At 74.8% G+C, this 22,574-nt stretch carries 20 protein-coding genes; 11 read left to right on the top strand and 9 right to left on the bottom strand.

The features are described 5' to 3' along the window. The first annotated feature begins 22 nt into the window (after positions 1-22). The gene (locus tag B124_RS30640; protein WP_496506250.1) at positions 23-2,233 is read left to right on the top strand and encodes an MMPL family transporter; all 2,211 of its coding nucleotides are present in this window, start codon (positions 23-25) and stop codon (positions 2,231-2,233) included. Positions 2,234-2,368: 135 nt separating this feature from the next. Here B124_RS30640 and B124_RS30635 read toward each other — a convergent pair whose 3' ends face one another. Next, positions 2,369-3,226, bottom strand: coding sequence for an alkyl sulfatase dimerization domain-containing protein (locus tag B124_RS30635; RefSeq protein ID WP_496506249.1), 858 nt, complete (start codon positions 3,224-3,226; stop codon positions 2,369-2,371). Then, entirely contained in the window at positions 3,223-3,933 is a 711-nt protein-coding gene (locus B124_RS30630) for a DUF3159 domain-containing protein (protein ID WP_496506248.1), read from the bottom strand. Before B124_RS30630 ends, B124_RS30635 begins: the two co-directional genes overlap by 4 nt. Positions 3,934-4,034: 101 nt before the next feature. On the opposite strand from B124_RS30630, the gene B124_RS30625 reads away from it, so the two are divergent. The 7 genes from B124_RS30625 (at position 4,035) to B124_RS30595 (ending at position 12,209) form a co-directional block, all read left to right on the top strand. Then, positions 4,035-4,985 (top strand): MBL fold metallo-hydrolase, encoded by a 951-nt coding sequence (locus tag B124_RS30625; RefSeq protein WP_496506247.1) that lies wholly within the window; start codon positions 4,035-4,037, stop codon positions 4,983-4,985. Next, complete coding sequence (locus tag B124_RS30620) at positions 4,982-6,124, top strand: VOC family protein (RefSeq protein WP_496506246.1); 1,143 nt, start codon at positions 4,982-4,984, stop codon at positions 6,122-6,124. The genes B124_RS30625 and B124_RS30620 overlap by 4 nt, the downstream gene beginning before the upstream one ends. Next, on the top strand, positions 6,121-7,080 hold the full coding sequence (locus tag B124_RS30615; RefSeq protein ID WP_496506245.1) for a fumarylacetoacetate hydrolase family protein: 960 nt from the start codon (positions 6,121-6,123) through the stop codon (positions 7,078-7,080). The genes B124_RS30620 and B124_RS30615 overlap by 4 nt, the downstream gene beginning before the upstream one ends. Further along, on the top strand, positions 7,077-9,014 hold the full coding sequence (locus B124_RS30610; RefSeq protein WP_496506244.1) for an AMP-binding protein: 1,938 nt from the start codon (positions 7,077-7,079) through the stop codon (positions 9,012-9,014). The genes B124_RS30615 and B124_RS30610 overlap by 4 nt, the downstream gene beginning before the upstream one ends. Beyond that, positions 9,011-10,531 (top strand): bifunctional 3-(3-hydroxy-phenyl)propionate/3-hydroxycinnamic acid hydroxylase MhpA, encoded by a 1,521-nt coding sequence (gene mhpA, locus B124_RS30605; protein ID WP_496506243.1) that lies wholly within the window; start codon positions 9,011-9,013, stop codon positions 10,529-10,531. Before B124_RS30610 ends, mhpA begins: the two co-directional genes overlap by 4 nt. Before the next feature lie 96 nt (positions 10,532-10,627). Next, complete coding sequence (locus tag B124_RS30600) at positions 10,628-11,275, top strand: TetR/AcrR family transcriptional regulator (protein WP_496506242.1); 648 nt, start codon at positions 10,628-10,630, stop codon at positions 11,273-11,275. A gap of 61 nt (positions 11,276-11,336) precedes the next feature. Next, positions 11,337-12,209 carry an SDR family NAD(P)-dependent oxidoreductase gene (locus B124_RS30595; RefSeq protein WP_496506241.1) on the top strand — a complete coding sequence of 291 codons (873 nt, stop codon included), beginning with the start codon at positions 11,337-11,339 and terminating at the stop codon, positions 12,207-12,209. 357 nt (positions 12,210-12,566) lie between these two features. Here B124_RS30595 and B124_RS30590 read toward each other — a convergent pair whose 3' ends face one another. Then, positions 12,567-12,995 (bottom strand): cupin domain-containing protein, encoded by a 429-nt coding sequence (locus tag B124_RS30590; protein WP_496506240.1) that lies wholly within the window; start codon positions 12,993-12,995, stop codon positions 12,567-12,569. Positions 12,996-13,087: 92 nt separating this feature from the next. Beyond that, positions 13,088-14,026 carry an aldo/keto reductase gene (locus B124_RS30585; protein WP_496506239.1) on the bottom strand — a complete coding sequence of 313 codons (939 nt, stop codon included), beginning with the start codon at positions 14,024-14,026 and terminating at the stop codon, positions 13,088-13,090. A gap of 46 nt (positions 14,027-14,072) precedes the next feature. On the opposite strand from B124_RS30585, the gene pdxR reads away from it, so the two are divergent. Further along, the gene (pdxR, locus tag B124_RS30580; protein WP_496506238.1) at positions 14,073-15,530 is read left to right on the top strand and encodes a MocR-like pyridoxine biosynthesis transcription factor PdxR; all 1,458 of its coding nucleotides are present in this window, start codon (positions 14,073-14,075) and stop codon (positions 15,528-15,530) included. 81 nt (positions 15,531-15,611) lie between these two features. Here pdxR and B124_RS30575 read toward each other — a convergent pair whose 3' ends face one another. The 4 genes from B124_RS30575 to B124_RS30560 form a co-directional block, all read right to left on the bottom strand. Further along, positions 15,612-17,510, bottom strand: coding sequence for an alpha/beta fold hydrolase (locus B124_RS30575; protein ID WP_496506237.1), 1,899 nt, complete (start codon positions 17,508-17,510; stop codon positions 15,612-15,614). A 139-nt stretch (positions 17,511-17,649) separates the two neighbouring features. Next, entirely contained in the window at positions 17,650-18,222 is a 573-nt protein-coding gene (locus B124_RS30570; RefSeq protein ID WP_496506236.1) for a TetR/AcrR family transcriptional regulator, read from the bottom strand. A gap of 47 nt (positions 18,223-18,269) precedes the next feature. Continuing rightward, positions 18,270-18,407 carry a hypothetical protein gene (locus B124_RS30565; RefSeq protein ID WP_496506235.1) on the bottom strand — a complete coding sequence of 46 codons (138 nt, stop codon included), beginning with the start codon at positions 18,405-18,407 and terminating at the stop codon, positions 18,270-18,272. Positions 18,408-18,428: 21 nt separating this feature from the next. Then, positions 18,429-19,181, bottom strand: coding sequence for a TetR/AcrR family transcriptional regulator (locus tag B124_RS30560; RefSeq protein WP_496506234.1), 753 nt, complete (start codon positions 19,179-19,181; stop codon positions 18,429-18,431). Between the two features lie 110 nt (positions 19,182-19,291). On the opposite strand from B124_RS30560, the gene B124_RS30555 reads away from it, so the two are divergent. Then, a complete protein-coding gene (locus B124_RS30555; RefSeq protein ID WP_496506233.1) occupies positions 19,292-20,191 on the top strand; it encodes an NmrA family NAD(P)-binding protein in 900 nt (299 codons plus the stop codon). A gap of 158 nt (positions 20,192-20,349) precedes the next feature. After that, complete coding sequence (locus B124_RS30550) at positions 20,350-21,861, top strand: pyridoxal phosphate-dependent decarboxylase family protein (protein WP_496506232.1); 1,512 nt, start codon at positions 20,350-20,352, stop codon at positions 21,859-21,861. 63 nt (positions 21,862-21,924) lie between these two features. Here the strand turns inward: B124_RS30550 and B124_RS30545 are convergent, their stop codons facing one another. Next, positions 21,925-22,560, bottom strand: coding sequence for a TetR/AcrR family transcriptional regulator (locus B124_RS30545; protein ID WP_496506231.1), 636 nt, complete (start codon positions 22,558-22,560; stop codon positions 21,925-21,927). Positions 22,561-22,574 lie beyond the last annotated feature (14 nt).

Below are 22,574 nucleotides of genomic sequence, written 5' to 3'. Positions count from 1 at the left end.
CCCACCGAAGGAGTACGACCCGATGGCTTCCCTGCTCTACCGGCTCGGCCGCGGCGCGTTCCGCCGCCGGCGAACCGTGCTCGCCGCCTGGCTGGTGATCCTGGCCGCGGCCGTGAGCTGCATGCTCGCCTTCGGCGGCGAGCTGGACGACGACTTCACCATCCCCGGCTCGGAGTCGCAGCAGGCCCTGGACACCATGGAGGAGACCTTCCCGCAGGCCGCCGGCACCAGCGCGCAGCTCGTCTTCGCCGCGCCCGAGGGACACGACATCACCGAGCCGCAGTACGCCGCCGCGATCGACGAGTCCCTCGCGGCGGCCGGGAAGGCACCCCAAGTCGCCGCCGTCAGCGACCCGTTCGAGACCAAGAGCGTCTCGCAGGACGGCACCGCCGCGCTCAGCCAGGCGCAGTACGAGGTGGCCCAGAGCGGTCTGGAGGACGGCTCCCTCGACGAACTGGAGCACACCCTGGCCGCCGCCCGCGACGCCGGGCTGACCGCCGAGGCCGGCGGCGCCGCCTACGGCAACTCCGGGGAGGAGGGCGGCCACGCCCAGGAGGTCGTCGGCGTCGTCATCGCCTTCGCCGTGCTGGCCGTGACCTTCGGCTCGCTCTTCGCCGCCGGCATGCCGCTCGTCACCGCGCTCGCCGGTGTCGCGGTCGGGCTGACGGGGCTGCTGTCCCTCACCGACGCGGTCTCGATCACGAACACCGCGCCGACGCTGGCGCTGATGCTGGGCCTGGCCGTCGGGATCGACTACGCACTGTTCATCCTCAGCCGGCACCGCTCCCAACTGGCCCGCGGCATGCCGGCGGAGGAATCGGCTGCCAGGGCCACGGGCACCGCGGGCAGCGCCGTCGTGTTCGCCGGCCTGACCGTGGTGATCGCACTGTGCGGCCTGACGGTCGTCGGCATCCCGTTCCTGACCGTCATGGGCCTGGCAGCCGCCGCGACCGTGCTCATCGCGGTGGCGGTCGCCGTCACCCTGCTGCCGGCGCTGTTCGGCGTCGCCGGCGAACGGCTGCGCCCCAAGGCGGCGTCGCGCGCCGAGTGGCGCGAGCTCGGCGCCACCGGCGGCGGCGAGCGCTGGGCGCGGCTGGCCATCCGGCGCCCGCTGGTCACCGTGTGCGCGGTCGTCGCCGCGCTCGCCGCCGTGGCCGTACCCGCGAAGAACCTCGAACTCGCCCTCCCCGACAACGGCACCGCCGCCGCGGGCACCACCCAGCGTGAGGCGTTCGACCTGATCGACGAGCACTTCGGCCCGGGCTTCAACGGCGCGCTGCTCGTGTTCGCCGAAGCGGAGGACCCCGCCCAGGGGCAGGAGGCCGCCGAGGCCATCGCCTCCGACGCCCGCGGGCTGCCCGGGGTCACGACCGTGGCCGAGCCCCGCGTCGACCCCGGCTCCGGCGGCGTGCTCGTACAACTGGTGCCGGAGACCGGCCCCGCGGAGCCCGAGACCCAGGACGTGGTGCAGGAGCTGCGCGACACCGCGCCCGGCTGGGAGGACCGTACCGGGGCCGAGGTGTCGGTGACCGGGCCGACCGCCGTCAACATCGACGTGTCCGGCCGGCTCGCCGCCTCCATGGCGCCGTTCGCCGTCATTGTGGTCGGCCTGTCGCTGCTCCTGCTGCTCCTCGTCTTCCGCTCCCTGGTGGTGCCGCTCCAGGCGGCCCTCGGCTTCCTGCTGTCCGTCGCCGCCTCGTTCGGCGCGGTCGTCGCCGTCTTCCAGTGGGGCTGGCTCGCCGGCCTCATCGGAGTGGAGAAGACCGGCCCGGTGGTCAGCTTCCTGCCGATCATCCTGATGGCGGTGCTCTTCGGACTGGCCATGGACTACCAGGTGTTCCTCGTCTCCCGGATGCGCGAGGCGTACGTGCACGGGGAGCCGCCGCGGCGGGCGGTCGTGACCGGGGCGCGGCACGCCTCGCGGGTGGTCACGGCGGCGGCCCTGATCATGTTCGCGGTGTTCGCGGGTTTCGTCCCCGGCGCGGACGCGATCTTCAAGCCGATGGCCTTCGCGCTCGCCTTCGGCGTCGTCGTGGACGCCTTCCTCGTACGCATGACGCTGGTGCCCGCCCTGCTCGCCCTGTGCGGCAAGGCCGCCTGGTGGCTGCCCGGCTGGCTGAACCGGCTGCTGCCGGACCTCGACGTCGAGGGCGGCAAGCTCCGGGAGGCGGCACCGGCCGCGGGCACGGCGGACGCACCGGATCGCGAACTGGAGCCGGCGACCGACCGGTGACAGGATCCGGCGCTACCCGGTGCGGCCCGGCCCGGCTCTCCAGCCCGCCCTCCGGCCGGAACCGGGGTCCGGGTCCGGGAACCGGAGGAGGGCCGGGGGTTGGGGGACCGGGGGGGGCGGGGGCCGAGGCGGGGGTCAGCGGGGCGGTGTCGCCGGTGTGGCCGGGGCGAGTTCGGTCATCGCGTCCGTACCGGCGAGGACGCCCCGGGACTCGGCCTCGGCCCAGGCGAAGATGCCGGTCGCCATGGTGCTGCGTTCCTCGGCCGTACGCAGCGCGTAGACCTCGGCGCGCGCCGCGTGGACGCCGGTGTCGTCCGGAGCGGCGTCGCCGGCGAGCTGGGCGAGGTGGCACGCCAGCCGGCGGGAGCCGCCGCGGGCCAGTTCCAGCGCGCGGTCGGCGAGTACCCGGGCGCCCCCGGCGAGCGCGGCGAGTTCGGCCGCCAGCGCGTCGTCGGCGGCGGGCTTGAGGTGGGCGGGGTTGCCGTCGTACCAGCCGGCGAACTGGCGCCACACGTTGCGGACGACGAACTCCGGCTCGTCGTAGAGCGGCTGCAGGTAGTGCAGTGCGGCCAGGTCGTCCGGCACCCGTACGCGGTGCAGGGTCTCGGCCAGCGTCGCCCCGTCGTTGAGGCAGGCGATCGTCTGGTCCACGAGGGTCTCCAGGTACCGCGCAGTGTTCTCCAGGGCCTCGCGCACGTGGCCGGCGCCGCCGACGTGGTCGACGTGACCGTGCGAGTAGACCGCGTGGGTGACCGGCCCGGGGTGCCAGGCGGTGACCTGGTCGTGCAACTGACCGGCGAACAGCTCGGCGCCGGTGTCGAAGAGCACGAGCCCGTGCGCGTGCCGGAGGGCGAAGGCGTGCCCGAAGCCGGGCACCATCAACACCCCGTCCGCCACCTCCTCGGACCGGGGCATGGTGGGCTCGACCACCGAGGTGGGCTCGCGCCGGCCGGCCCACATCCCGGCGGCCTGCTGGAGGATCGAAGAGGTCATTGCGGTGTTTCCTTTCGGCGGTGGGCGAGGGGACCTGCGGGCGCGGTCGCGGTCGTGCCGCGGTCCTGCGGGACGCCGTGAGCCCGCGGTCGGGCCGGCGCTGCACGGCGTACGACCACGACCGTGAGGACGGCCGCCGCCAGCACCGTCGGCTTGCAGAACAGCGCGCTGAGCAGCGTGAGTCCGACGATCGAGTCGACGGCGTAGAGGTAGCCGAGCGGCACCAGGTGACTCGTCCACAGCGCGGCCCACACGGCGGTCAGCCGGCGATGGCGCCGCCGGGCCGCCGGGTCTCCGGCCGCCGCTGGCTCCACCCGGACCCTGCGGCAGACCGCCCCGGTGAGCGGGCGTCCGATCAGCAGGGAGACGGTACACGCCACCAGACCGACGACGTTGATGACGAGCTCGGGGAAGTAGAACGCACGCCCTTCGCCGAAGGCGATGGCGCTCACGCTGTGGAACGCCACGACCGACGTCGACACGGTGACCACGACCAGCGGGTCGCCGCGGTGACGGCGGAGCACGGCCACCGCCAGCGCGGCCAGCATCGCGGCGACGGCTCCCCACTCGGGGCCCCGGCGGGACTCGACGACCAGGAAGACGGCCGGCGCGGCGACGGCGTCGACGACGTGCCGCGCGATGTCCGCCGCGCGACGGGGCGGGCCGGGGATCGGTTTCCGTGCGGTGCTGGTCTCGGGTTCGGTCATCGGTCCCCGCTCTCGTTCATGAGGTTTGGCTCAGTAATGGTTGACACATCACAACTGATAAATCAATCATTTACACAGAGGTAACCGGGAGGAGCCCGCAGATGACGACCACCGTGACGCTGACCGGCACCGGCGTCCCCTTTCCGAGCGCGGAGCGGGCCGGTCCCGGCGTGCTCGTGAGCCACGACGACGTCCGTCTCCAGATCGACGCCGGGCGGTCCACGCTGATGCGGCTGACCCAGGCCGGGGTCAGCCCGCACCAGCTCTCGGCGCTGCTGCTCACGCACCTGCACAGCGACCACGTCAGCGACGTCGCCGACCTGGTGCACACGCGCTGGATCCAGGACCACATGCACGGCACGGGCCCGCTGCCCGTGGTGGCGGCCGACGGGCACGCGCCCGGGTTCGTCCGGCGGGCGCTGGCGGCAAACGTGTACGACGTGGAGGTGCGGGTGCGGCACGTGCAGCACACCCCGCCCGAGGCGGCCGGGCACTGGTTCGCCCTCCCGGACACGCCGGCCGAGGTCTGGCGCAGCCCGTGCGGCCGGGTCGGCGTCGAGGCCGTCCGCGTCCGGCACGAGCCCGTCGAGCAGGCCGTCGGCTACCGGATCACGACCCCCGACGGCGTGGTCGTCGTCTCCGGCGACACGCGGGTCTGCGACGAGGTCGCGCTGCTCTCCGCCGGCGCCGACGTCCTGGTCCACGAGGCGTGCCGGGCCTCGGCGCTCGCGGAGTTCATCCGGGGCACCCCTTTCGAGACCATCTTCAGCTACCACTCCGACACGGTGGCGCTGGGCGAGCTGGCCAAGCGCGCGGGCGTGCCGCACCTGGTGCTGACGCACCTCATCCCGGAGCCCGCGTCACCCGACCAGGAAGCCGAGTTCGAAGCCGAGGTCCGGCAAGGCGGCTTCCAGGGACGGGTGTCGGTCGGCCGCGACCTCATGACGATCGCGCTCGGCGAGGGCAGCGACGCGCCACCCGGCGAGAAGCCCGGCGAGAACTCGGACGAGAACTCCGGCGAGACCTCCGGCGAGAGGGGTGCCGACCGGTGATCGAGATCGAGCGGCCGGCCGGAGCCGCCCCGGCCGACGTCCACCGCGGCCTCCACAGCGAACTCGGCGCGCTGCGCGGAGAACACCGGGGCCGCGCCCGCAATCCGGTGATCAAAGTCGTCGAGCTGGGGTGGCTGGAGTTCGTCAAGCCCGATCTCGACCGCGCCGAGCGGTTCGCCCGCGACTTCGGCTTCGCCGTCCACGAGCGCACGCCCGGCCGGCTGAGCCTGCGCGGCACCTGGTCGGCCCTGCCGTGCCTGGTCGTACGCCGCGGCCGGAACGCCCGCTTCACCGGGCCCGCCTTCCTCGCGGAGTCGGTCGCTGACGTACGCCGGCTGGCCCGCTGGGCGGGCGCGAACGTCCTCCCGCTGGCGGGCGGACAGGCCGTCCAACTGACCGACCCGAGCGGCATCCCGGTACGGGTCGCCGCCGGCATCGACCGGTTGCCGGCCCTGGCCGAGCGCGACCCGCTCGACATGAACGCCGGCACCAAGCCGGTCCGGTTCAACGCCACCCAGCGGCCCCCGCGGGCCGCGGCGGAAGTGCAGCGACTCGGGCACGTCGTGCTGGAGACGACGAGATTCCAGCGCGCCCTGTCGTGGTACCTGGAGGCGCTCGGCCTGATCGTCAGCGACTTCCTCTACCTCGACGACCTCCGCGACCGCGGCCCCACGATGGCCTTCCTGCGCTGCGACCTCGGATCGGTGCCCGCCGACCACCACACGCTGGCCATGCACCTCGGCCCGCGCACCGGCTACGTGCACTCCGCGTACCAGGTCACCGACCTCGACGCGGTGGCGGCGGGCGGGCAGTACCTCGCCGACCAGGGCTACCGGCGCGTGTGGGGCATCGGCCGGCACATCCAGGGCAGCCAGATCTTCGACTACTGGCGCGACCCCGAACGGATGATGGTCGAGCACTACGCGGACGGCGACCTCTTCGACGCCTCCCTGGAGCCCGGCTGGGCGCCGATGAGCGCCGGCGGCCTCGCCCAGTGGGGCCCGCCCGTCTCCCGCGACTTCCTCGGCGGCAAGCCGGGTCCCGGCCTGGTCGCGGCCCTGCTCAAGGCTCTCGGCGACGAGACCAACGAGATCGACAAGAGCGTCCTTACGGCACTGGCGAAAGCGATGGCGGCATGAGTACGAACGTGGCTCGCACCGAAGACGGCTGGTGGGTCGAGAACGACGGCCGGCTGACACGTATCGACACCGACGCGACCACCACCCGGGCGCTCCTCGCCGACCGGCAGGCGGTCGAGAAGGCCGCGGCCGTCCCCGACCCCGAGGGGCCCCGCGCCGCGGACGTGGACCTGCTCTCCCCGGTCACCGTGCCGGCCCGGGTGGTCGCCCAGATGGTCAACTACCGCAGCCACGCCCGCGACTCCGGCATGGACCCCGACACCGTGCCCCCGGCCTTCTTCCGCAAGGCGTCGGGCTCGGTCTGCGGGCCCGACGCCGACATCCGCTGCCCCGACCACGTCGGCTTCCTCGACTACGAGGTCGAACTCGGCCTGGTGATCGGGCGCCGGCTCGACGTCGGCACGCCGGTGGCCGAGGACGGCCTGGCCGACGTCGTCGCGGGCGTCGTCGTCGCCGACGACGTCAGCGCCCGCGACGTCCAGCTCACCCGCACGCAGTTCTACGAGTCGAAGTCCTACCCGACCTTCACCCCGGTCGGCCCGTTCCTCACCCTGCTCGACGGCGGCGAACTGGCCGCCCTGGAGCGGCTGCGGCTGACCCTGAGCGTCAACGGCGAGGTGCGCCAGGACAGCACCGTGGCGGACATGATCGTCAAGCCCGTACGCGCGCTCACGCTGCTCGCCCGGTTCCAGGCGCTCGAACCCGGCGACCTGCTGCTCACCGGCACGCCGGGCGGCACCGCCCTCCGCTCACCCGGGCCGATGGCAGAGAAGATCGGCGCCCTGCTGCCGCCCGCGGTGAAGTGGAAGGCGTTTTTCAAACGGCAGGCGGGCAATCCGCGCTACCTCCAGGACGGCGACGTGGTCGCCGCCACCATCACCGATCCCGTACGCGGCATCGATCTCGGCCAGCAGACCAACGTCGTGCGCAAGCAGGAGCGGAGGGCCGCGCTGTGAACCCCGCCGGCCTCCCGCCCCTGACGTCGCCGGCGGACCTGCACGCCGTCGAACAGGTCCCGCTCGCCGACCGCGACCTCGCCCTCACGACGTACGAGCTGCTCGTACGCGCCGCGCAGCGCTGGCCCGACGAGCCGTGCTCGCTGTGGATCCCCGACGCGACCGCGATCGAGGACCATGTGGCGGTCACGTTCGGCGCGTTGCGCGACCGCGTGCACGCCATTGCCCACGCCCTCCACGGGTGGGGAGTCGGGCGCGACGACGCGGTCACGCTGATGTCGCCCAACTGCAGCGACCTGCTGGCCACCACCCTGGCGGCCGAGGCCGTCGGGATCGCGGCCCCCGTCAACGCCGCGCTCGACGTACGCCACGTCGCGCACCTCGTGCGCCTGACCGGCTCCCGCGTGCTGGTCACCGCGGGACCCGAACTCGACGAGGTGCTGTGGAAGCGGCTCCTCGACTCCGCCCCCGGCCTCGGGATCGAGGTGCTCGTCGCGCTCTCGCCCGACGGCGGCGGGACGGATCCGGCGGCCGAGCTGGAGACACGCCCCGGGCTGCACACCGTACGGCTCCGGGATCTGCTCGACGGCGGCCCACCCGCGCCCGCCGGGCTCCCGGCCGCCCCGCCGGCGCCCGGCGACCTCGCCGCGTTCTTCCACACCGGCGGCACCACCGGCACCCCCAAGGTGGCCGCCCACACCCACCGCAACCAGGCGGTGATGGCGTGGAGCATCGCGCTCGCCGGCGGCGCCGGCACCGGCGAGCGCATCGTCGCCGGCCTGCCGCTCTTCCACGTCAACGCGCTCCTGGTCACCGCCCTGGCGCCGCTGGTGAGCGGCGCCACCGCGATCTGGCCGAGCCCGCTCGGCTACCGCGACCCCCAGCTGTACGCCGCGTTCTGGCGGCTCGTCGAGCACTACCGGCCGCGCGCCATGTCGGCCGTGCCGACCGTCTACGCCGTCCTCTCCGCCATTGCGGTCGACGCCGACATCAGCTCGCTGCAGCTCCCGGTCGTCGGCGCCGCGCCGCTGCCGGACGGCGTACGGCGGGCGTTCACCGAGGCGACGGGCCTCGAACTGCTGGAGGGCTACGGCCTCACCGAGGGCACCTGCGCGTCGTCGGCGACCCTGCCCGGCGACGTACACCCCGGGTCCGTGGGGCAGCGGCTGCCGTACCAGGAGGTGGCGGCGGCCGAGGTCGACGAGGCCCGCGGCCGGGTGCGTACGCTCCCCGCGGGCGAGGTGGGTGAGCTGGTCGTCAGCGGTCCGACGGTGTTCGCGGGGTACGTACGGCGCGACGGCGGTCGCCGGTGGGTGTCCGCCGACGGCGTCGTCGTCGACGGCCGGTTGCGCACGGGGGACCTGGGCTTCGTACGGGACGAGCGGATCCACCTGCGCGGCCGGCAGAAGGACCTCATCATCCGCGGCGGCCACAACATCGACCCCGCGGTCATCGAGGACGCCCTGCTCGGCCACCCCGCCGTGACCGCCGCAGGCGCCGTCGGCCGGCCCGACCGCTCCGCCGGCGAGGTTCCGGTGGCCTTCGTCGCGCTCGACACCCCCGGAACCACCCCCGCGGAGCTGATGGACTGGGCCGCCCGGCACATCAGCGAACCGGCGGCGCGCCCCAAGACGGTCACGGTGCTCGACGCGATACCGGTCACCGAGATCGGCAAGCCTTTCAAGCCCGAGCTGCGCGAGGCGGCGGCCGTACGGCACTTCCGCGACGAACTGGCCGAGCACGGCGTCGACGGCGTCGAGGTCGGTGCCGGCCACGAGGCCGGCCGGCTGGTCGTGCGCCTGACCGGCGGGGGTGACGTGGGCGCCGCCGCCGCTGCCCTGGAGGGCTACGACGTCGACGTACGCACCGGAGACGAGGCCGGACCCGGGAGCCGGACCGCGACCGGACCCGCGACCGGAGAGGCGGACCGGTGACGCCGGCCCGCCCTGGTGCGCCCGCCGGCCCCTGGGACGTGATCGTGGTCGGCGGCGGTCCCACCGGCCTGTCGGCCGCGACCCTGCTGGGCCAGCACGACCTGCGGGTCGCGGTCGTCGAGCGCCACCACGACGTCTACCCGCTTCCGCGGGCCGTCCACCTCGACGACGAGGTCTACCGGATCCTCCACCAACTGGGCGTCGGCGAGGAGTTCGCCGCCCACACCCGCCCCGCGGCGGGACTCCGGCTGGTCGACGGGCGCCATCGCGAGCTGGCCACCTTCACCCGCGAACTGACGACCGCCGCCGGGCTTCCGCAGGCCAACATGTTCGACCAGCCCGACCTCGAACGCCTGCTGCGCGACAACCTCGCCCGGCTGCCCGGCGTCGAGATCCTCGGCGGCCACGAGCTGCTCGGCCTCGACCTCGCCGACGACGCGTCGGTCACCGCCCGCGTACGCCGGCCGGGCGGCGCCCAGGCCGGCCTGCGGGCGCCGTACGTCATCGCCTGCGACGGCGCCAACAGCACAGTCCGCCGCCTGCTCGGCGTCGGGAGCGACGATCTCGGGTTCGAGCAGCGCTGGCTCGTCGCCGACGTCCACTGCCGGGCCGGCCTCGATGCCTGGGACGGCGTGCACCAGGTGTGCGACCCCCGGCGGGCCGGCACGTTCATGCGCATCGGCCCCGACCGCTACCGCTGGGAGTTCCGGCTGCTCGACGGCGAGACCGCCGCCGACTACGGCTGCGTCCCCGCGCTGCGCCGGCTGATCGGGCCCTGGGTTACCCGGATCCCGGACGGGGAACTGGCCCTGGTCAAGTGCACGGAGTACACCTTCCGCGCCCGGGTCGCGCAACGCTGGCGCGCGGGGCGGGTCTTCCTCGCCGGTGACGCCGCCCACGTCACGCCACCGTTCATCGGCCAGGGCATGGGCGCGGGCCTGCGGGACGCGCAGAACCTCGCGTGGAAGCTGGCCGCGGTGCTGCGCGGGCATGCCGGGCCGGAGCTGCTGGACTCGTACGAGGCCGAGCGCCGGCCGCACGCCACGACGATGATCAAACGGGCCCGGACCGTGGGCCTGGTGATGACCGGCGGGGGCCGGGCCGCCTCGGTCGCCCGCCGCCGCCTCGTGCCCCCGCTCGCCCGCTCCCGCCTGGTCCGGCGCGCCCTGCTCGACAGCCGCACCCCGGCGCTCACCCTCGGCGCCCGCGTGCCGCGGGGCACCCCCCGCGGCGTACGGGGCGCGCTCCTGCCGCTCGTCCGCCTGCCCGGCCCGGACGGCACCCCCGTGCTGGTCGACCGGCTGCTGGGCGACCGTACCGCCGTCGTCGCGCTCCCCGGCGTCGACCTCGCGGCCGTCCCCGACGCGCTGCCGACGGCGTGGCTTACCATCGACCCGGCGGGCGCCGAGGGCGAACGCCTCCTCGCGGGGTGGCTGCGGCGCGCGCACGTCGGATGGGTGCGCGTCGACCCGGACCGGGTGATCCGGGCCGCCGGGCCGGCCGGGTTCCCGAGGTGAGCGCGGGGAGGACCCGCGGCGGGCCGCAGCCGCCGCCCCGCCGCGCCCGGGGGACCGGTGGCTGAGCCGGCGCCCGGTCCGGATACGATCCCGGCCATGTCCGAACGTGCCCCTTCGCGTGGAGAACGGCGCAAGCTGCGTACGCGCAGGGCGCTGATCGAGGCCGCCCAGGAGATCTACGCCCAGCGCGGTGACCTCGACGTCAGCATCCAGCAGATCACCGAGGCGGCCGACATCGGCTTCGGGTCGTTCTACAACCACTTCTCCTCCAAGGCCGAACTCCTCGACGCGGCGATCGCCGAGGCCCTGGAGACCCACGCCGCCTGGCTGGAGAGCCTGCTCGCGGACGTCGACGACCCGGCCGTGGTCTTCGCCACGTCGATGCGGCTGACCGGCCGCCTGGTCCGTACCCGCCCCCGGATCGCGCGCGTGATGATGAACAGCGGGGGCGCACTGCTCGCCGCCTCCTACGGGCACGCGGCGCACGCCCGCCGGGACATCGAGGCGGCGGTCGCCGCCGGCCGCTTCGCGACCGAGGACGTCGGGGTCGCGCTCGCGTGCACGGCGGGGTGCCTGGTCGCCACGATGCATCTGTGCACGCTCGACCCGCAGCTCCCGGTCGATGACATCGCCGACCAGACCGTGCTCAACGTGCTGCGGATGTTCGGCATGGAGAACACCGAGGCCCGCCGCATCGTGTCCCTGCCGCTCCCCGGCGGCGAGCCGCCGCCCACGCCGATCTGACGTTGGCCGGCCGGGGGCTTCGCTTGCGTTCGAGGGCGCTCCAACTCCTACGGTCACAGCCATGACCACCACGAACGACAGCAAGACATGGATCATCACGGGCGCCAGCTCGGGCATCGGCCTGGCCCTCGCCGAGGCGGCGCTCGCGGCCGGCGAGAACGTGACCGGGACCGCGCGCCGGGCTGACCGGTTCGCCGAGCTGCGGGCGCGGTACCCGGACCGGTTCCTGCCCGTCGAGCACGACGTCCGCGATACGGCGGAAGCGGACGCGGTCGTACGGCGGGCGCTGGCGGCGTTCGGGCGCGTGGACGTGCTCGTCAACAACGCCGGCGCCGGCCAGGTCGGCGCCGCCGAGGAGATCACGGACGAGGCGCTACGGGCCATGCTGGAGCAGCACCTGTTCGGCCCGGCCGCCTACGTGCGTGCCGTCCTGCCGCACCTCCGGGAGCGGCGCGCGGGCGCGATCGTGCAGATGAGCAGCCAGGGCGGGCGGATGTCGTTTCCCGCCGTCGGCAGCTACTCGGCGGGGAAGTTCGCGCTGGAGGGGTGGTCGGAGGCGCTGGCGGGCGAGGTCGCGCCCTTCGGCATCCGCGTCCTCATCGTCGAGCCCAGCCGTTTCCGTACCGCGTTCAACGCCGCCGACGTGCTCAACACGGCCCGGCAGAACTCCGTCTACGACGACGTCATCGGCGCCGTGCGCGCGAACATGGCCGAGGCGGACGGCATCCAGGAGGGCGACCCGGCACGCGCCGCGCAGGTGATCCGCGACGTGCTCGACATCCCCGGCGCACCGCTGCGACTCCCGCTCGGCGCCGAGGCGGTGCGCAATCTCACCCGCGTCTACGGCGCCGCGCTGGCCGACGTCGAGAAGTGGGCGCAGGTGAGCGAGTCGGCAGACTTCCCCGGCCTGCCGCCCGCGGTACGCGCGTTCTGAGCACCCCGCGACCGAGGCGGCCGTCCGCACTCACCACAGGGCCGTGCCGCGCAGGCAGGCGGGGCCGGCGGTGACCGTCACGCCTCCCGCGCAATCCAGCCGGGCGCCCAGAGAGCCCCGGGGTGTGCAGCCGCGCTCCAGCCAGGCGTGGGCGGAGCCGAGCCTGGATGGCCCGTACGCAGCGGCGACATGCCGCCTCCCTCGCTGTCCGCGCTCGCCGGCGTCGCCCTGCTCGGCGGCGCGGCGCTCACCCTCATGGTGAACGACACCGTCCCGGGGGCGGGCCGGCCTGGCTCCAGCCGACCGGCCCGGCCACCTTCGCCGTGGTCATGTCCGTTCGTGGCGCCGGCGGCTGCCTCATGAACTCCGGTTCCCGGCCGCGGTCCTGACCGAGTGGCTCTGACCAGCAGCGGAATCGTCCTCATCGGTCACCTTGCAGCCGGGGACCGAGGGCCAGCGGACCGTCAGAACCACGGACTCTTCCTCCGCGAACCAGGAGTGATCAACGCCCTGGCCCCACACGACGTAGTCCCCCTGCTCGGCCAGGAGAACGCTGCGCCCGGGCAGTTCCACCCGGAAGCGCCCGCTGATGAGGACCAACAGTGCCGTGCGTTCTTCGCCAGTCACCCACTGAGCCCGCTCGTCGCCCTGAGGGTGGACGCCCCATTTGATCTCCACGTCCTCGCTGTGACGAGGATCGGGGGCGTCCTTGAAATGCCCGAGCAGCCACCCCCGGTCCAGCACCGCATCCCTGCCGGCATTGCCCGCATACACGTTCTCGGTCATGGCTCGGAAGGCAGCAGCGAGCCGCCTGCGCACTCACAGCAGCAACCGCCGTCACTTGCCCCGGCATCGGCCCCGGCCCGGCGGGCAACCGCTCACGCGGCGGAGTTCAGGCGGTCGTGGTGCTCCGGGGGCAGTTTCAGCTCCGTCCCAGCGATTGCCTCGTCGAGCTGGGCGGTGGAGCTGACGCCGACGACGGGCGTGGCGGCCGGATTCCCTCCGGTCAGCCACGCCAGCACCACCTGGTTGCGGGTGGCGCCGGTCTCGGCGGCCAGCTCGCCGAGGACCGTGAGGCGGCGGTCGGTCCCGGGGTGCTCGTACTCCGCCGGCAGCGGCCTGTCCGCGCGGGTGTAGCGGCCGGTCAGCAGCGGCGTGTACGCCCACAGCGCCATGTCCGGGTGGTGCTCCAGATAGTGGAGCACCTCGTCGGTGACCGCGCCGAAACGGTGCACCACGGTGGGGCTGGTGGCGGGGCGGGGCTGCAGGTACGTGTGGTGCTGCTGCACCGCGGTGAAGCCGGCACCGCCCTGGTCGCGGGCGAGCCGGCGGGCGCGTTCGACCTGCCAGGCGGGGTAGTTGGAGCAGCCGAGCCGTCCGACCGTACCCGCGGCCACCAGCTCGGCGAAGGCGGAGACAGTCTCTTCCAGCGGCGTGTCCGGGTCGGGCTTGTGTGCCCAGTACAGCTCCACGTGGTCCGTGCCGAGGCGCCGTAGGCTGCCCTCGATCCCGCTCTTGACCACCGCGGCGGAGAGCCCTTGGGCGGCGGCCCCCGGAACGGCCTCGCGGGGCTCGCATCCCACCTTGGTGCTGATCTTCACCCGGTCGCGTACACCCGGGCGGCGTGCCAGCCACCGCCCCAGCAGCGCCTCGCTCTGCCCGCCGAAGCCGGTCGGATCCTCCCAGAAGGCATAGCAGTCGGCGGTGTCGATCCACACGCCGCCGGCGTCCACGAAGCGGTCCAGGATCTCGAACGAACGGCGCTCGTCCTGCACCGTGCCGAACAGCATCGTCCCCAGGGCCAGGTTCTCAGTCATGACACTCACGCTAGCCCGATACGGCTTGGCTATATGCTCCAATGCCATGGCAGATTTCCAGACCAATTCTGCCTGGGCGACGCTGCTGGACGTCGGTGCCGCCGAAGGCGGACGCCGTGGCCTGCACGATCGCCTCGCGCACGCACTCCGTGCGGCGATCAGAGAGGGCCGGCTGACCGAGGGCGCCGCGGTTCCGCCGAGCCGGGTGCTCGCCGAGGAACTCGGCTGCTCCCGCTGGGTGGTCACCGAGGCGTACGGACAGCTCACCGCGGAGGGTTACCTCTCCGCGCGGGTCGGTTCCGCGACGCGCGTCTCGTGGACGCCGGACACCGCGCCGCCGCGGCCCTCCGCGCGCCCCGCGCGCCGCGTGCCGGAGCCGCCTCCGGTCCGCTACGACCTGGCGCCCGGCCTGACCGACCTGCGTGCCTTCCCGCGCCGCAGATGGGCCGAGGCCGTCCGGGCGGTCACCAGCTCTGCCGTCCGCTACGACCTCGGCCTGCCCGACCCCGCCGGGCACACGGCGCTGCGCGCCACCGTGGCGCAGTACCTGCGGCGGGCGCGCGGCGCGGACACCGGCACGGAGTCCGTGTCCGTCTGCGCCGGTGCCACCGACGGCCTGGTGCGTACGTGCCGGGCGCTGCGCGCCCGGGGCGTGGCGGACGTGGCCGTGGAGGAGCCGGGCTGGGGGCGGCTGCGGGTGGCCGCGACGAGCGCGGGGCTGCGGGTGCACCCCGTCCCCGTGGACGGCGACGGCCTGCGCGTCGACGACCTCGTACGTACTCCGGCGCGTGCGGTCGTCGTCGGGGCGGCGCACCAGTTCCCCACCGGCGTGGTCCTGTCCGCGTCCCGCCGGGCGGAGGTGGTGAACTGGGCCCGCGAGGTGGACGGGTTCGTCATCGAGGACGACTACGACGCCGAGTTCCGCTACGACCGCCACCCGGTCGCGGTCATGCAGGGGATGGCCCCGGGCCGGGTCTTCCTCCTGGGCTCGGTGAGCAAGACGCTCTCGCCGGCACTCGGCCTGGGCTGGCTGGTCACGCCCGGCGCGGTGATCCCGGCGCTGCGGGCGGCCAACCCCGTCGCCGCCGCGCCGCCGGTGCTGGACCAGCTTGCGCTGGCCGCCTTCATCGACCGCGGGTGGTACGACGCTCATCTGCGCGCGGCCCGGCGGCGGTTCCGTACCCGCCGGGACCTGCTGGTCCACGCGCTCGCCGCCCAGGTGCCGGAGGGCCGGACCGCCGGCACCGAGGCGGGTCTGCACCTCGTGCTGCACCTGCCGGAGGGCACCGACACCCGCGGCACGGTCCTGGCCGCGGCAGCCGCCGGGCTGCGGGTTGCCGACCTCGCCGACTACCGCACGCGGCAGTCGGCGGACCCCGCCCTGGTCATCGGCTACGGCAACATCGGGGACACCGAGATCCACCCGGCCGTCACGCTCCTCCGCCGCGTACTGCGCCGACCTGGTCGCCCCGAGGCGACGGCCGCGGGCGGAGGCCGTCCATGAGGACGGTGAGGAAGGCGTCGGCCAGCTCGGGAGTTCGGGTACGGGGGTGCCGCTTGCGCGGCGGCCGGCGGACGGGGGCGCTCAGGCGGTCCCGTCCCGTTCGGGTCCGGCGGCCGTCGCCGGGGCCCGTTCCGTGCGTGCGGCGGCCGGGGCTTCGGCCCGTATCGCCGCGGCGACGTGCGCGGGGTGGCTGAGCTGCGGGTGGTGGCCGGCGTCGGGGACGACGGTGCGGGGGAGGCCGGGGGCATCGGCACCGAGCGGGTCGAGGGCACCCGTGACGATGCGGACCGGCACCGGGCAGCCGGCCGTCAGTGCCCGCAGCGCGGTGCGCTCGGCGGGGCGCTGGGCCTGGGCGAGGCGGCGGGCGGTGCGGCGGGCGACCCCGGGGCGCCGGAGTTGGGCGACGGCGTCGTCCAGCGCGCGCGAGGCGGAGCCGGGGGCGTCCGCGCCGTCGGTGCCGGGCGGTGCACCGCCGAGGAGCGCCGTGGCGAGCCGGCGGGCCGGCATGGTGCGCAGCAGCGGGCCGGTGAGTGCGGGGATGCGCAGGTGCGGTCGGGGGCGGGGCTGGAGGAAGTACGGCGAGACGAGGACCAGCGCGGCGATCCGGTCGGGGTGGGCGTGCGCGTGGCGCAGCGCCGGTGCGGCGGCAGCCGAGTGGGCGACGAGGACCGGCCGGCCGTGCAGGGGTGCCATCAGGTCGGCGAGCCAGTCGGCGGTGGCCGTGGAGTTCCCGGGCAAGGGAGCGGAGCGGCCGAGTCCCGGCAGGTCCGCGACCAGCACGGGGCCGTCCAGCTCCGGCAGCAGCCCCTGCCATGTCTCCGCGTCGAGCGGCAGGCCGTGGAGCAGGACGTGTCCGGCGTCGCGGCGGTCGCCCGCGACGTACGTCCGGGTGCCGGCGACGGACGTCATCCCGCCGGGCAACGGCGGGTCGGCGCTTCCGAACCGTTCGGCGACGAGCCGGTCGGCCCAGCGGCGCAGCGCGTCGGCGACGGGCGGGTGGCCGAATCCGGCGGCGCCGGCGAGCGCGTCGGCGGAGGCCGTGTCGTAGCGGTCCTCGGACAGGAAGGTCAGCGTCTCGGGCTCGGTCCGGGTCAGGGCGCGGGGCAGGCGGCGTACGAGGCCCACGGGCAGGGTCGCGCGCGGGGACCGTACGCCGAGGTGGCGGGCGAGCAGCGCGATGAGGTCCGGCAGTTCGGGGGTGGCGTCGTCCAGGACCCAGTGGGCGTGGAGCGGTTCGCGGTCGTGTCCGGGCACGGCGGCGAGGAAGCGGGCGAGGTGGTCGACGGTGACGACGGGGACGAAGGTGCGCCGGGTGCCGGCCAGCGCCGGGAGCTTCCCGGCCCACAGCCGCTCGACCATCTCGGCCAGGCCGACGTACTGGCCCGCTTCGCCGGTGTGCGAGTGCCCGATGACGGTGGCCGGGTTGACCAGGGTCAGCGGGACGGCGGACCGCTCGGCGGCGGCGCGCAGGGCGGCGTCGGCCTCGTGCTTGGACGCCTCGTACGCGCCGTAGCGGCGGTAGAGGCGGGCCAGTCGGTCCTCGGGCGCGGGGTGGGGCAGCGGCTCGGCTCCGCTGACGCGGTATCCGGATACGTGGACCAGCCGGCGCAGGCGGGGGCGGGTGGTCGCCCAGCTCAGCACGTTCAGGGCGCCGTCGACGTTGACGCGCCGGGCCTCGTCGCGGGCGAGGCCGAAGCGGAAGAGTGCGGCGGTGTTGAAGACGTCGCGTACGGCGGTGAGCCGGTCGGCCGCGACTTGGGCGAGGCCGAGGCCGGGGCGGGTGACGTCGGCGGAGACGACCGTCAGGGCGCGGTCGTCGACGTCGTGGTCGCGGAGCCAGGTGCGCAGTTCCTCGCCGCGGGCCGGGGTGCCGCGGACGGTGGCGGCGACGGAGCGCCCCCGGGTGAGGAGTTCCGCGGTGAGCCATCGGCCGATGAGGCCGGTCGCGCCGGCGACGAGGGTGTCGGGCTCTGGGGTCATCACTGCTCCTGTATAAGTAGACCGATCTGCATATTTTCGCGATGCGACGCGGCAAGGGATCCGGTACGTACGAAGGGAAGGCGCTTCGCGCGAGGGACGTACGCTCCAGGCGGCGGCTCCCGGGCGGGAGTCCGCGCCCTCAACCGCCCAGCAGCACCCCCGCCGCGCGCCGGGCCTGCTCCATCGGCACCCGGCTGCGGCGCGCACGGGAGAGCACCAGCGCCCCCTCGATCAGCGCCAGCAGCGCGCCGGCCAGCGCCTCGGCGTCGGCCCCGGAGCGCCCGTCGGCGATCAGCCGGTCGGCGAGCGTGCGCTGCCACCCGTCGTAGACCTCCGCGCAGACGCGCTGCAGCGCGTCGTTGCCGGCGCTCACCTCCAGGGCGACCGTCGCGACCGGGCAGCCCTTCGCGTACGCCGCTTCCTCCATCCGGCCGGCCAGCGCGTCCAGCACCGACTCCACCAGCGACCGCGCGTCGGGAGCGGCGTCGGCGAGGTCGCGGACGAGGCCGCCGACCTCCCTCCCGGAGACGACCAGCGCCTCGGCGGTCAACTGGTCCTTGCCGCCGGGGAAGTGGTGGTACAGCGAGCCGCGCGGGGCGCTGCCCGCCGCGATCACGTCGTTCAGGCCCGTGCCGTGGTAGCCGCGCGCCTCTATCAGCGTGCGTGCGGCGTCGACCAGCCGTGCCCGCGTCTGCATTCCCTTGACCGCCATGGCCTACACGCTAGACCGGTCTGCATAATGCGTCCAGCCCTCCCTCCTCATGCGGCCTCGGCCGGGTCCTTGAGCGTGACGTCGAGCGGGGTGGGCGCGTGCCAGACGCTGCCCCATGCGTCACCGTCCTGGGCAACGGCGACCAGGGCCCCGGGCGGCGTCCTGCGTGGCCGGTCCTCCGTCATAGGGCCGTCGGCCAGGGGGCGCTAGGAAGGCGTGGCCGTGCGGCGACGGCGGCGGTGTGCCCGCTGGCGGCAGGTCGCGCCGCAGTAGCGGGCCGGGCGGCCGGTGGGGCGGGCCTCGATCAGGGCCCCGCAGTCCTCGCACCGCGGCGCCGTGTCAGGGGTGGTGCGGGTGCTGTCACGAAAGGCCCGCCCTTGCGTCACGGTGTGCGGGGTCCGCAGGCTCTCCAGCGTCAGCCGCACGATGCGGGTGCCGCCCCTCCGGTCACGGTGGGCGGCCTGCATCGCCGCGCACCCGGCGGTGAGCGCGACGACGTCGTCCGTGCCGACGTCGCGGCGGACCCCGCCGGCCTGCTGGGCGGCGCGGAGCAGCCCGTCGAGCGCCTGGCGGAACCGCCGCACCGACGCGGTCAGGCCCGGCCGCGGCCAGCTCGTCTGCGCGGCCAGGGCGTCGCAGGCGTGCGTGCGCCCGTACGACGTGTCGACGGTCACCAGGAGGAAGCCGAAGAGCGCCGCGACAGGGTCGGTGCGCGTCGCCCACCGCCTGGCGGCGTCCACCAGGCTGTCGACCTGCCGGACGAGTACCGCCTCCAGCAGGATCTCCTTGCTGGGGAAGTGCCGGTACACCGTGCCGGCGCCGACCCCCGCCTGCCGTGCGATCACGCTGAGCGAGATGTCCAGGCCGTGTTCGTCGAACGCCCGCGACGCGGCGGCGAGCACCTTCGCGCGGTTGCGGCGGGCGTCGGCCCGGCCGGCGTCCCGGGGAGCTGCGGTCATGTCACGTAATCCCTTGTCCGTGCCGCTCAACCGGGTGGAGCATTCCACATCGTCCCCGGGCCCTGCCTGATCCGAACCGTACTGCCGACCATCCCGGGGTGGAGGACGATATGACAACTGACCGCGTGGTCGTCGTGACCGGTGCGACCGGCCGGCAGGGCGGCGCCACCGCGCGCCGGCTCCTGGCGGCCGGCAGGCCGGTGCGCGCGCTCGTACGGGACACGGCTGCTCCGCCGGCCGCGGCGCTGCAGACCGCGGGGGCCGAACTCGTACGCGGCGACTTCGACGATCCGTCGAGTCTGCCCGCGGCGCTGGAGGGAGCGGCGGCGCTGTTCGCCGTGCCGCCCGTCGCCTTCGGCCCGGACGGCTCCGGTGTGGCGCAGGAGTTCGCCCGGGGCCGGGCACTCGTCGATGCCGCCGCGGCGGCGGGAGTCGGGCACGTGGTGTTCACGGGTATCGCGTCCACCCCGGGCCGCCTCGGCGGCTCCGAGGGGAAGAAGCGCATCGAGGACTACCTGCGTGAGCGGATCCGGTCGGTGACCGTGCTGCGCCCGGTGCGGTTCATGTCGAACTACCTCGGCTCGCTGCCCATGGGGCTCGACGGGATCGCCGGCGGCGTGCACCGGCACCTCTTCCCGCCGGACGAACCCGTCCAGATCATCGCGGTGGAGGACATCGCCGAGTTCGCCGCACTGGCCTTCCAGCAGCCGGACCGGTTCGCGGGACGGACCCTGGAGCTGGCCGGGGACGCCCCCACACCGGCCGCGGCGGTCGCCGCGATCAGCGAGGCCACCGGGGTCGCGATCCGCTACGAACAGCTCACGCACGCCGAGGCGACCGCCCTCAGCCCCGAGATCGCCGAGGTCCGGGAGTCCTGGGCGGCCGGATCGCGCTGGCGTGCCGACATCGAGGCGCTGCGCGTCATCCACCCCGGACTGCGTACGCTCGCGGACTGGCTGGCCGAATCCGGCGCCGCCCTGCTGCGGGAGCGGCTCCTCAACGCCGCGTAGCCGGTGGCCCGCGGAGAGCGCCGCCGCTTCGGCGGGCCCGCGGACGGCCGGCATGTCCGGCCCTCCGTCCTGAGTGACATCGGTCCCGTCGTTTGGCCCAGTGGAGTGCGTCGACTTTGGCGCTGGAGGGTGCGCGGTGCCGGCTCCAGAGTGGACTCATGGAAGACAGTGCCGCGGACCCGCCCGCTGCCCTCGGCGGGCCGGGTCCGCTGGACGCGGGCGCCGAGGCGGGAGCCGGGCTGCTCGCCGAGGCCGTCCGGCTGGTCGTGCAGCACGCGGAGGCGGTGGCCGACGGCCCGGTGGCGCCCGCCGAGCCGGGCACCGACCGGATCCGCGACTGGCTGGCCGCCCATGACTTCGCCGGGCCGCGCCCCGCGGGCGAGCTGCTTCAGGAGGTGACCGCGGCGCTGCGGCGCTGGGGCGTGCACCCCACGCACCCGCGCTACCTGGGCCTGTTCGTACCCACGCCCACATGGTGGGGCGTCGCCGGCGAGCTGCTCGCCGCCGGCGTCAACCCGCAGCTCGCCGCCTACGGGCACGCTCCGGCCGCCGTCGAGATCGAACGGCACGTGCTGCGCTTCCTCGCCGCCCGCCTGGGCCTGCCGCCCAGCGCGGACGGCAGCTTCACCACCGGCGGCGCCGAGGCCAACCTCACCGCCGTCGTCGTCGCCCTGACCCGCCGTTTCCCCGCCTACCCGGACAGCGGACTCGCCGCGCTCCCGGGGCGGCCGGTGCTCTACACCTCGGCCGAGAGCCACCTGGCCTGGCTGAAGATCGCGCACATGACCGGGCTCGGCCGGCGCGCCGTGCGGCTCGTTCCGGTCGACGCGGCGGGCCGGCTGGACGTGGCGCGGCTGCGCGACCTGCACGACGGGGACGTCGCGGCGGGGCGCGTGCCGTTCCTGCTGGTCGGCACCGCGGGCACCACGGGCCGCGGCGCCGTGGACCCGTTGCCGGAGCTGGTCCGGCTGGCGGGCGCCTGGGGCCTGCACTTCCACGTCGACGCGGCCTGGGCCGGTGCGGTGGCGCTGTCGGACCGGCTGCGTCCGCTGCTCGCCGGCGTGGAGCGGGCCGACAGCGTCACCGTCGACGCGCACAAGTGGCTGTCCGCCCCCATGGGCGCGGGCGTCTTCCTCACCCGGCACCCCGGCGCCCTGGCCGACAGCTTCCGGGTGAGCACCTCGTACATGCCCCCGGGCAGCGACGCGGGGCCGGACCCGTACGTCACGAGCGTGCAGTGGTCGCGTCGCTTCGCCGGGCTGAAGGTGTTCCTGGCGCTGGCGGGGGCCGGCCGGGACGCCTTTGCGCGGCAGTTGGAGCGCGACACCGAGCTGGGGTGCCTGCTCGCCCGGCGGCTGGCCGGGGACGGCTGGCGGCGCGTGAACGACACACCGCTGCCGGTGGTGTGCGTCGCCGACCCCGGGGCCGAGGCGCTGGGGCCGGAGCGCGGCGCGGAGTGGCATGCCGCGGTGGTCGCCCGGGTCGTACGCGGTGGCCGGGCCTGGGTCAGCGTCGTACGACTCGACGACCGGTCCGCGATCCGGCTGTGCATCACCAGCCACCGCACGCGTGCCCAGGACATCGAGGCCGCGGTGGCCGCGCTCGGTGCGGCCCGGGCGGCCACGCCGTACGAGGCCGTGCGCGGAGACGGCCTTCGGCCGCACCCGTAGACCGTTCACGGCCCGCCAGGGACCGGCAGACCGGGCGGCGGGAGACGCACTTCTTTCCGCCGGCTATTCCTGGTCGGCCTGGAGCCGCGGCGCGGGTGCGGCCGCGGTGTCGTCCTGGAGGCCGTCGATGGACCGGCGGGCGAAGTCCACGAGGTGCCGGCGCAGTTGCCTGGAGCCGTCCGCGCCGGCGCCGGAGTCGCCGAGGATCATGCGGGTCATCTGCGGCACGGCGTCGGGCCAGGCGGCGAGGCCGATGAGGATGAGCAGGCAGGCGGCGACCGCGGGCGACCGCTCGTCGCCGAGCGTCTTGGCGAGGGCGGCGGTCTTCTCGTCATAGAGCGAGGTGCGCTGGGCCTCGCCCGGGAGCCTGTCGTCCCGGTAGTGCAGCGCCTCCCACATCAGGAGCCGGACGAGGTCGGAGTTGGCGTGGTGGAAGTCGTAGACCCGCCCGACGTACTCCGCGGGGTCGTCGCCGGGGCGCAGGGGGACGGCCTCGGCGAGTTCGTCGAGGGCCTGCGCGACGACCGCGTCGAACAGCTTCTGTTTGTTGCCGAAGTAGCCGTAGATGCGTTCCTTGTTCACTCCCGCCAGCGCCGCGATCCGGTCCACACGCGCGCCGGCGATGCCGTGCTCGGCGAACTCGTGCCTGGCCGCGGCCAGCAACCGCGCCTTGGTGCCCCCGCCTGCCTTGTCGGTCATGCGTACAGCTTAGG

This window comes from Streptomyces sp. CNP082 (genome assembly GCF_059570535.1).
The sequence above is the reverse complement of the archived record's forward strand: the minus strand, read 5'-3'. Positions and strand labels throughout refer to the sequence as shown.

Bases quoted from the DNA above. Each gene is read 5' to 3' on its own strand.
- B124_RS30640 (WP_496506250.1), top strand. From the start codon at position 23: ATGGCTTCCCTGCTCTACCGGCTCGGCCGCGGCGCGTTCCGCCGCCGG.
- B124_RS30635 (WP_496506249.1), bottom strand. From the start codon at position 3,226: ATGACCTCTTCGATCCTCCAGCAGGCCGCCGGGATGTGGGCCGGCCGG.
- B124_RS30630 (WP_496506248.1), bottom strand. From the start codon at position 3,933: ATGACCGAACCCGAGACCAGCACCGCACGGAAACCGATCCCCGGCCCG.
- B124_RS30625 (WP_496506247.1), top strand. From the start codon at position 4,035: ATGACGACCACCGTGACGCTGACCGGCACCGGCGTCCCCTTTCCGAGC.
- B124_RS30615 (WP_496506245.1), top strand. From the start codon at position 6,121: ATGAGTACGAACGTGGCTCGCACCGAAGACGGCTGGTGGGTCGAGAAC.
- B124_RS30600 (WP_496506242.1), top strand. From the start codon at position 10,628: ATGTCCGAACGTGCCCCTTCGCGTGGAGAACGGCGCAAGCTGCGTACG.
- B124_RS30595 (WP_496506241.1), top strand. From the start codon at position 11,337: ATGACCACCACGAACGACAGCAAGACATGGATCATCACGGGCGCCAGC.
- B124_RS30590 (WP_496506240.1), bottom strand. From the start codon at position 12,995: ATGACCGAGAACGTGTATGCGGGCAATGCCGGCAGGGATGCGGTGCTG.
- B124_RS30585 (WP_496506239.1), bottom strand. From the start codon at position 14,026: ATGACTGAGAACCTGGCCCTGGGGACGATGCTGTTCGGCACGGTGCAG.
- pdxR (WP_496506238.1), top strand. From the start codon at position 14,073: ATGGCAGATTTCCAGACCAATTCTGCCTGGGCGACGCTGCTGGACGTC.
- B124_RS30575 (WP_496506237.1), bottom strand. From the start codon at position 17,510: ATGACCCCAGAGCCCGACACCCTCGTCGCCGGCGCGACCGGCCTCATC.
- B124_RS30570 (WP_496506236.1), bottom strand. From the start codon at position 18,222: ATGGCGGTCAAGGGAATGCAGACGCGGGCACGGCTGGTCGACGCCGCA.
- B124_RS30565 (WP_496506235.1), bottom strand. From the start codon at position 18,407: ATGACGGAGGACCGGCCACGCAGGACGCCGCCCGGGGCCCTGGTCGCC.
- B124_RS30560 (WP_496506234.1), bottom strand. From the start codon at position 19,181: ATGACCGCAGCTCCCCGGGACGCCGGCCGGGCCGACGCCCGCCGCAAC.
- B124_RS30555 (WP_496506233.1), top strand. From the start codon at position 19,292: ATGACAACTGACCGCGTGGTCGTCGTGACCGGTGCGACCGGCCGGCAG.
- B124_RS30550 (WP_496506232.1), top strand. From the start codon at position 20,350: ATGGAAGACAGTGCCGCGGACCCGCCCGCTGCCCTCGGCGGGCCGGGT.
- B124_RS30545 (WP_496506231.1), bottom strand. From the start codon at position 22,560: ATGACCGACAAGGCAGGCGGGGGCACCAAGGCGCGGTTGCTGGCCGCG.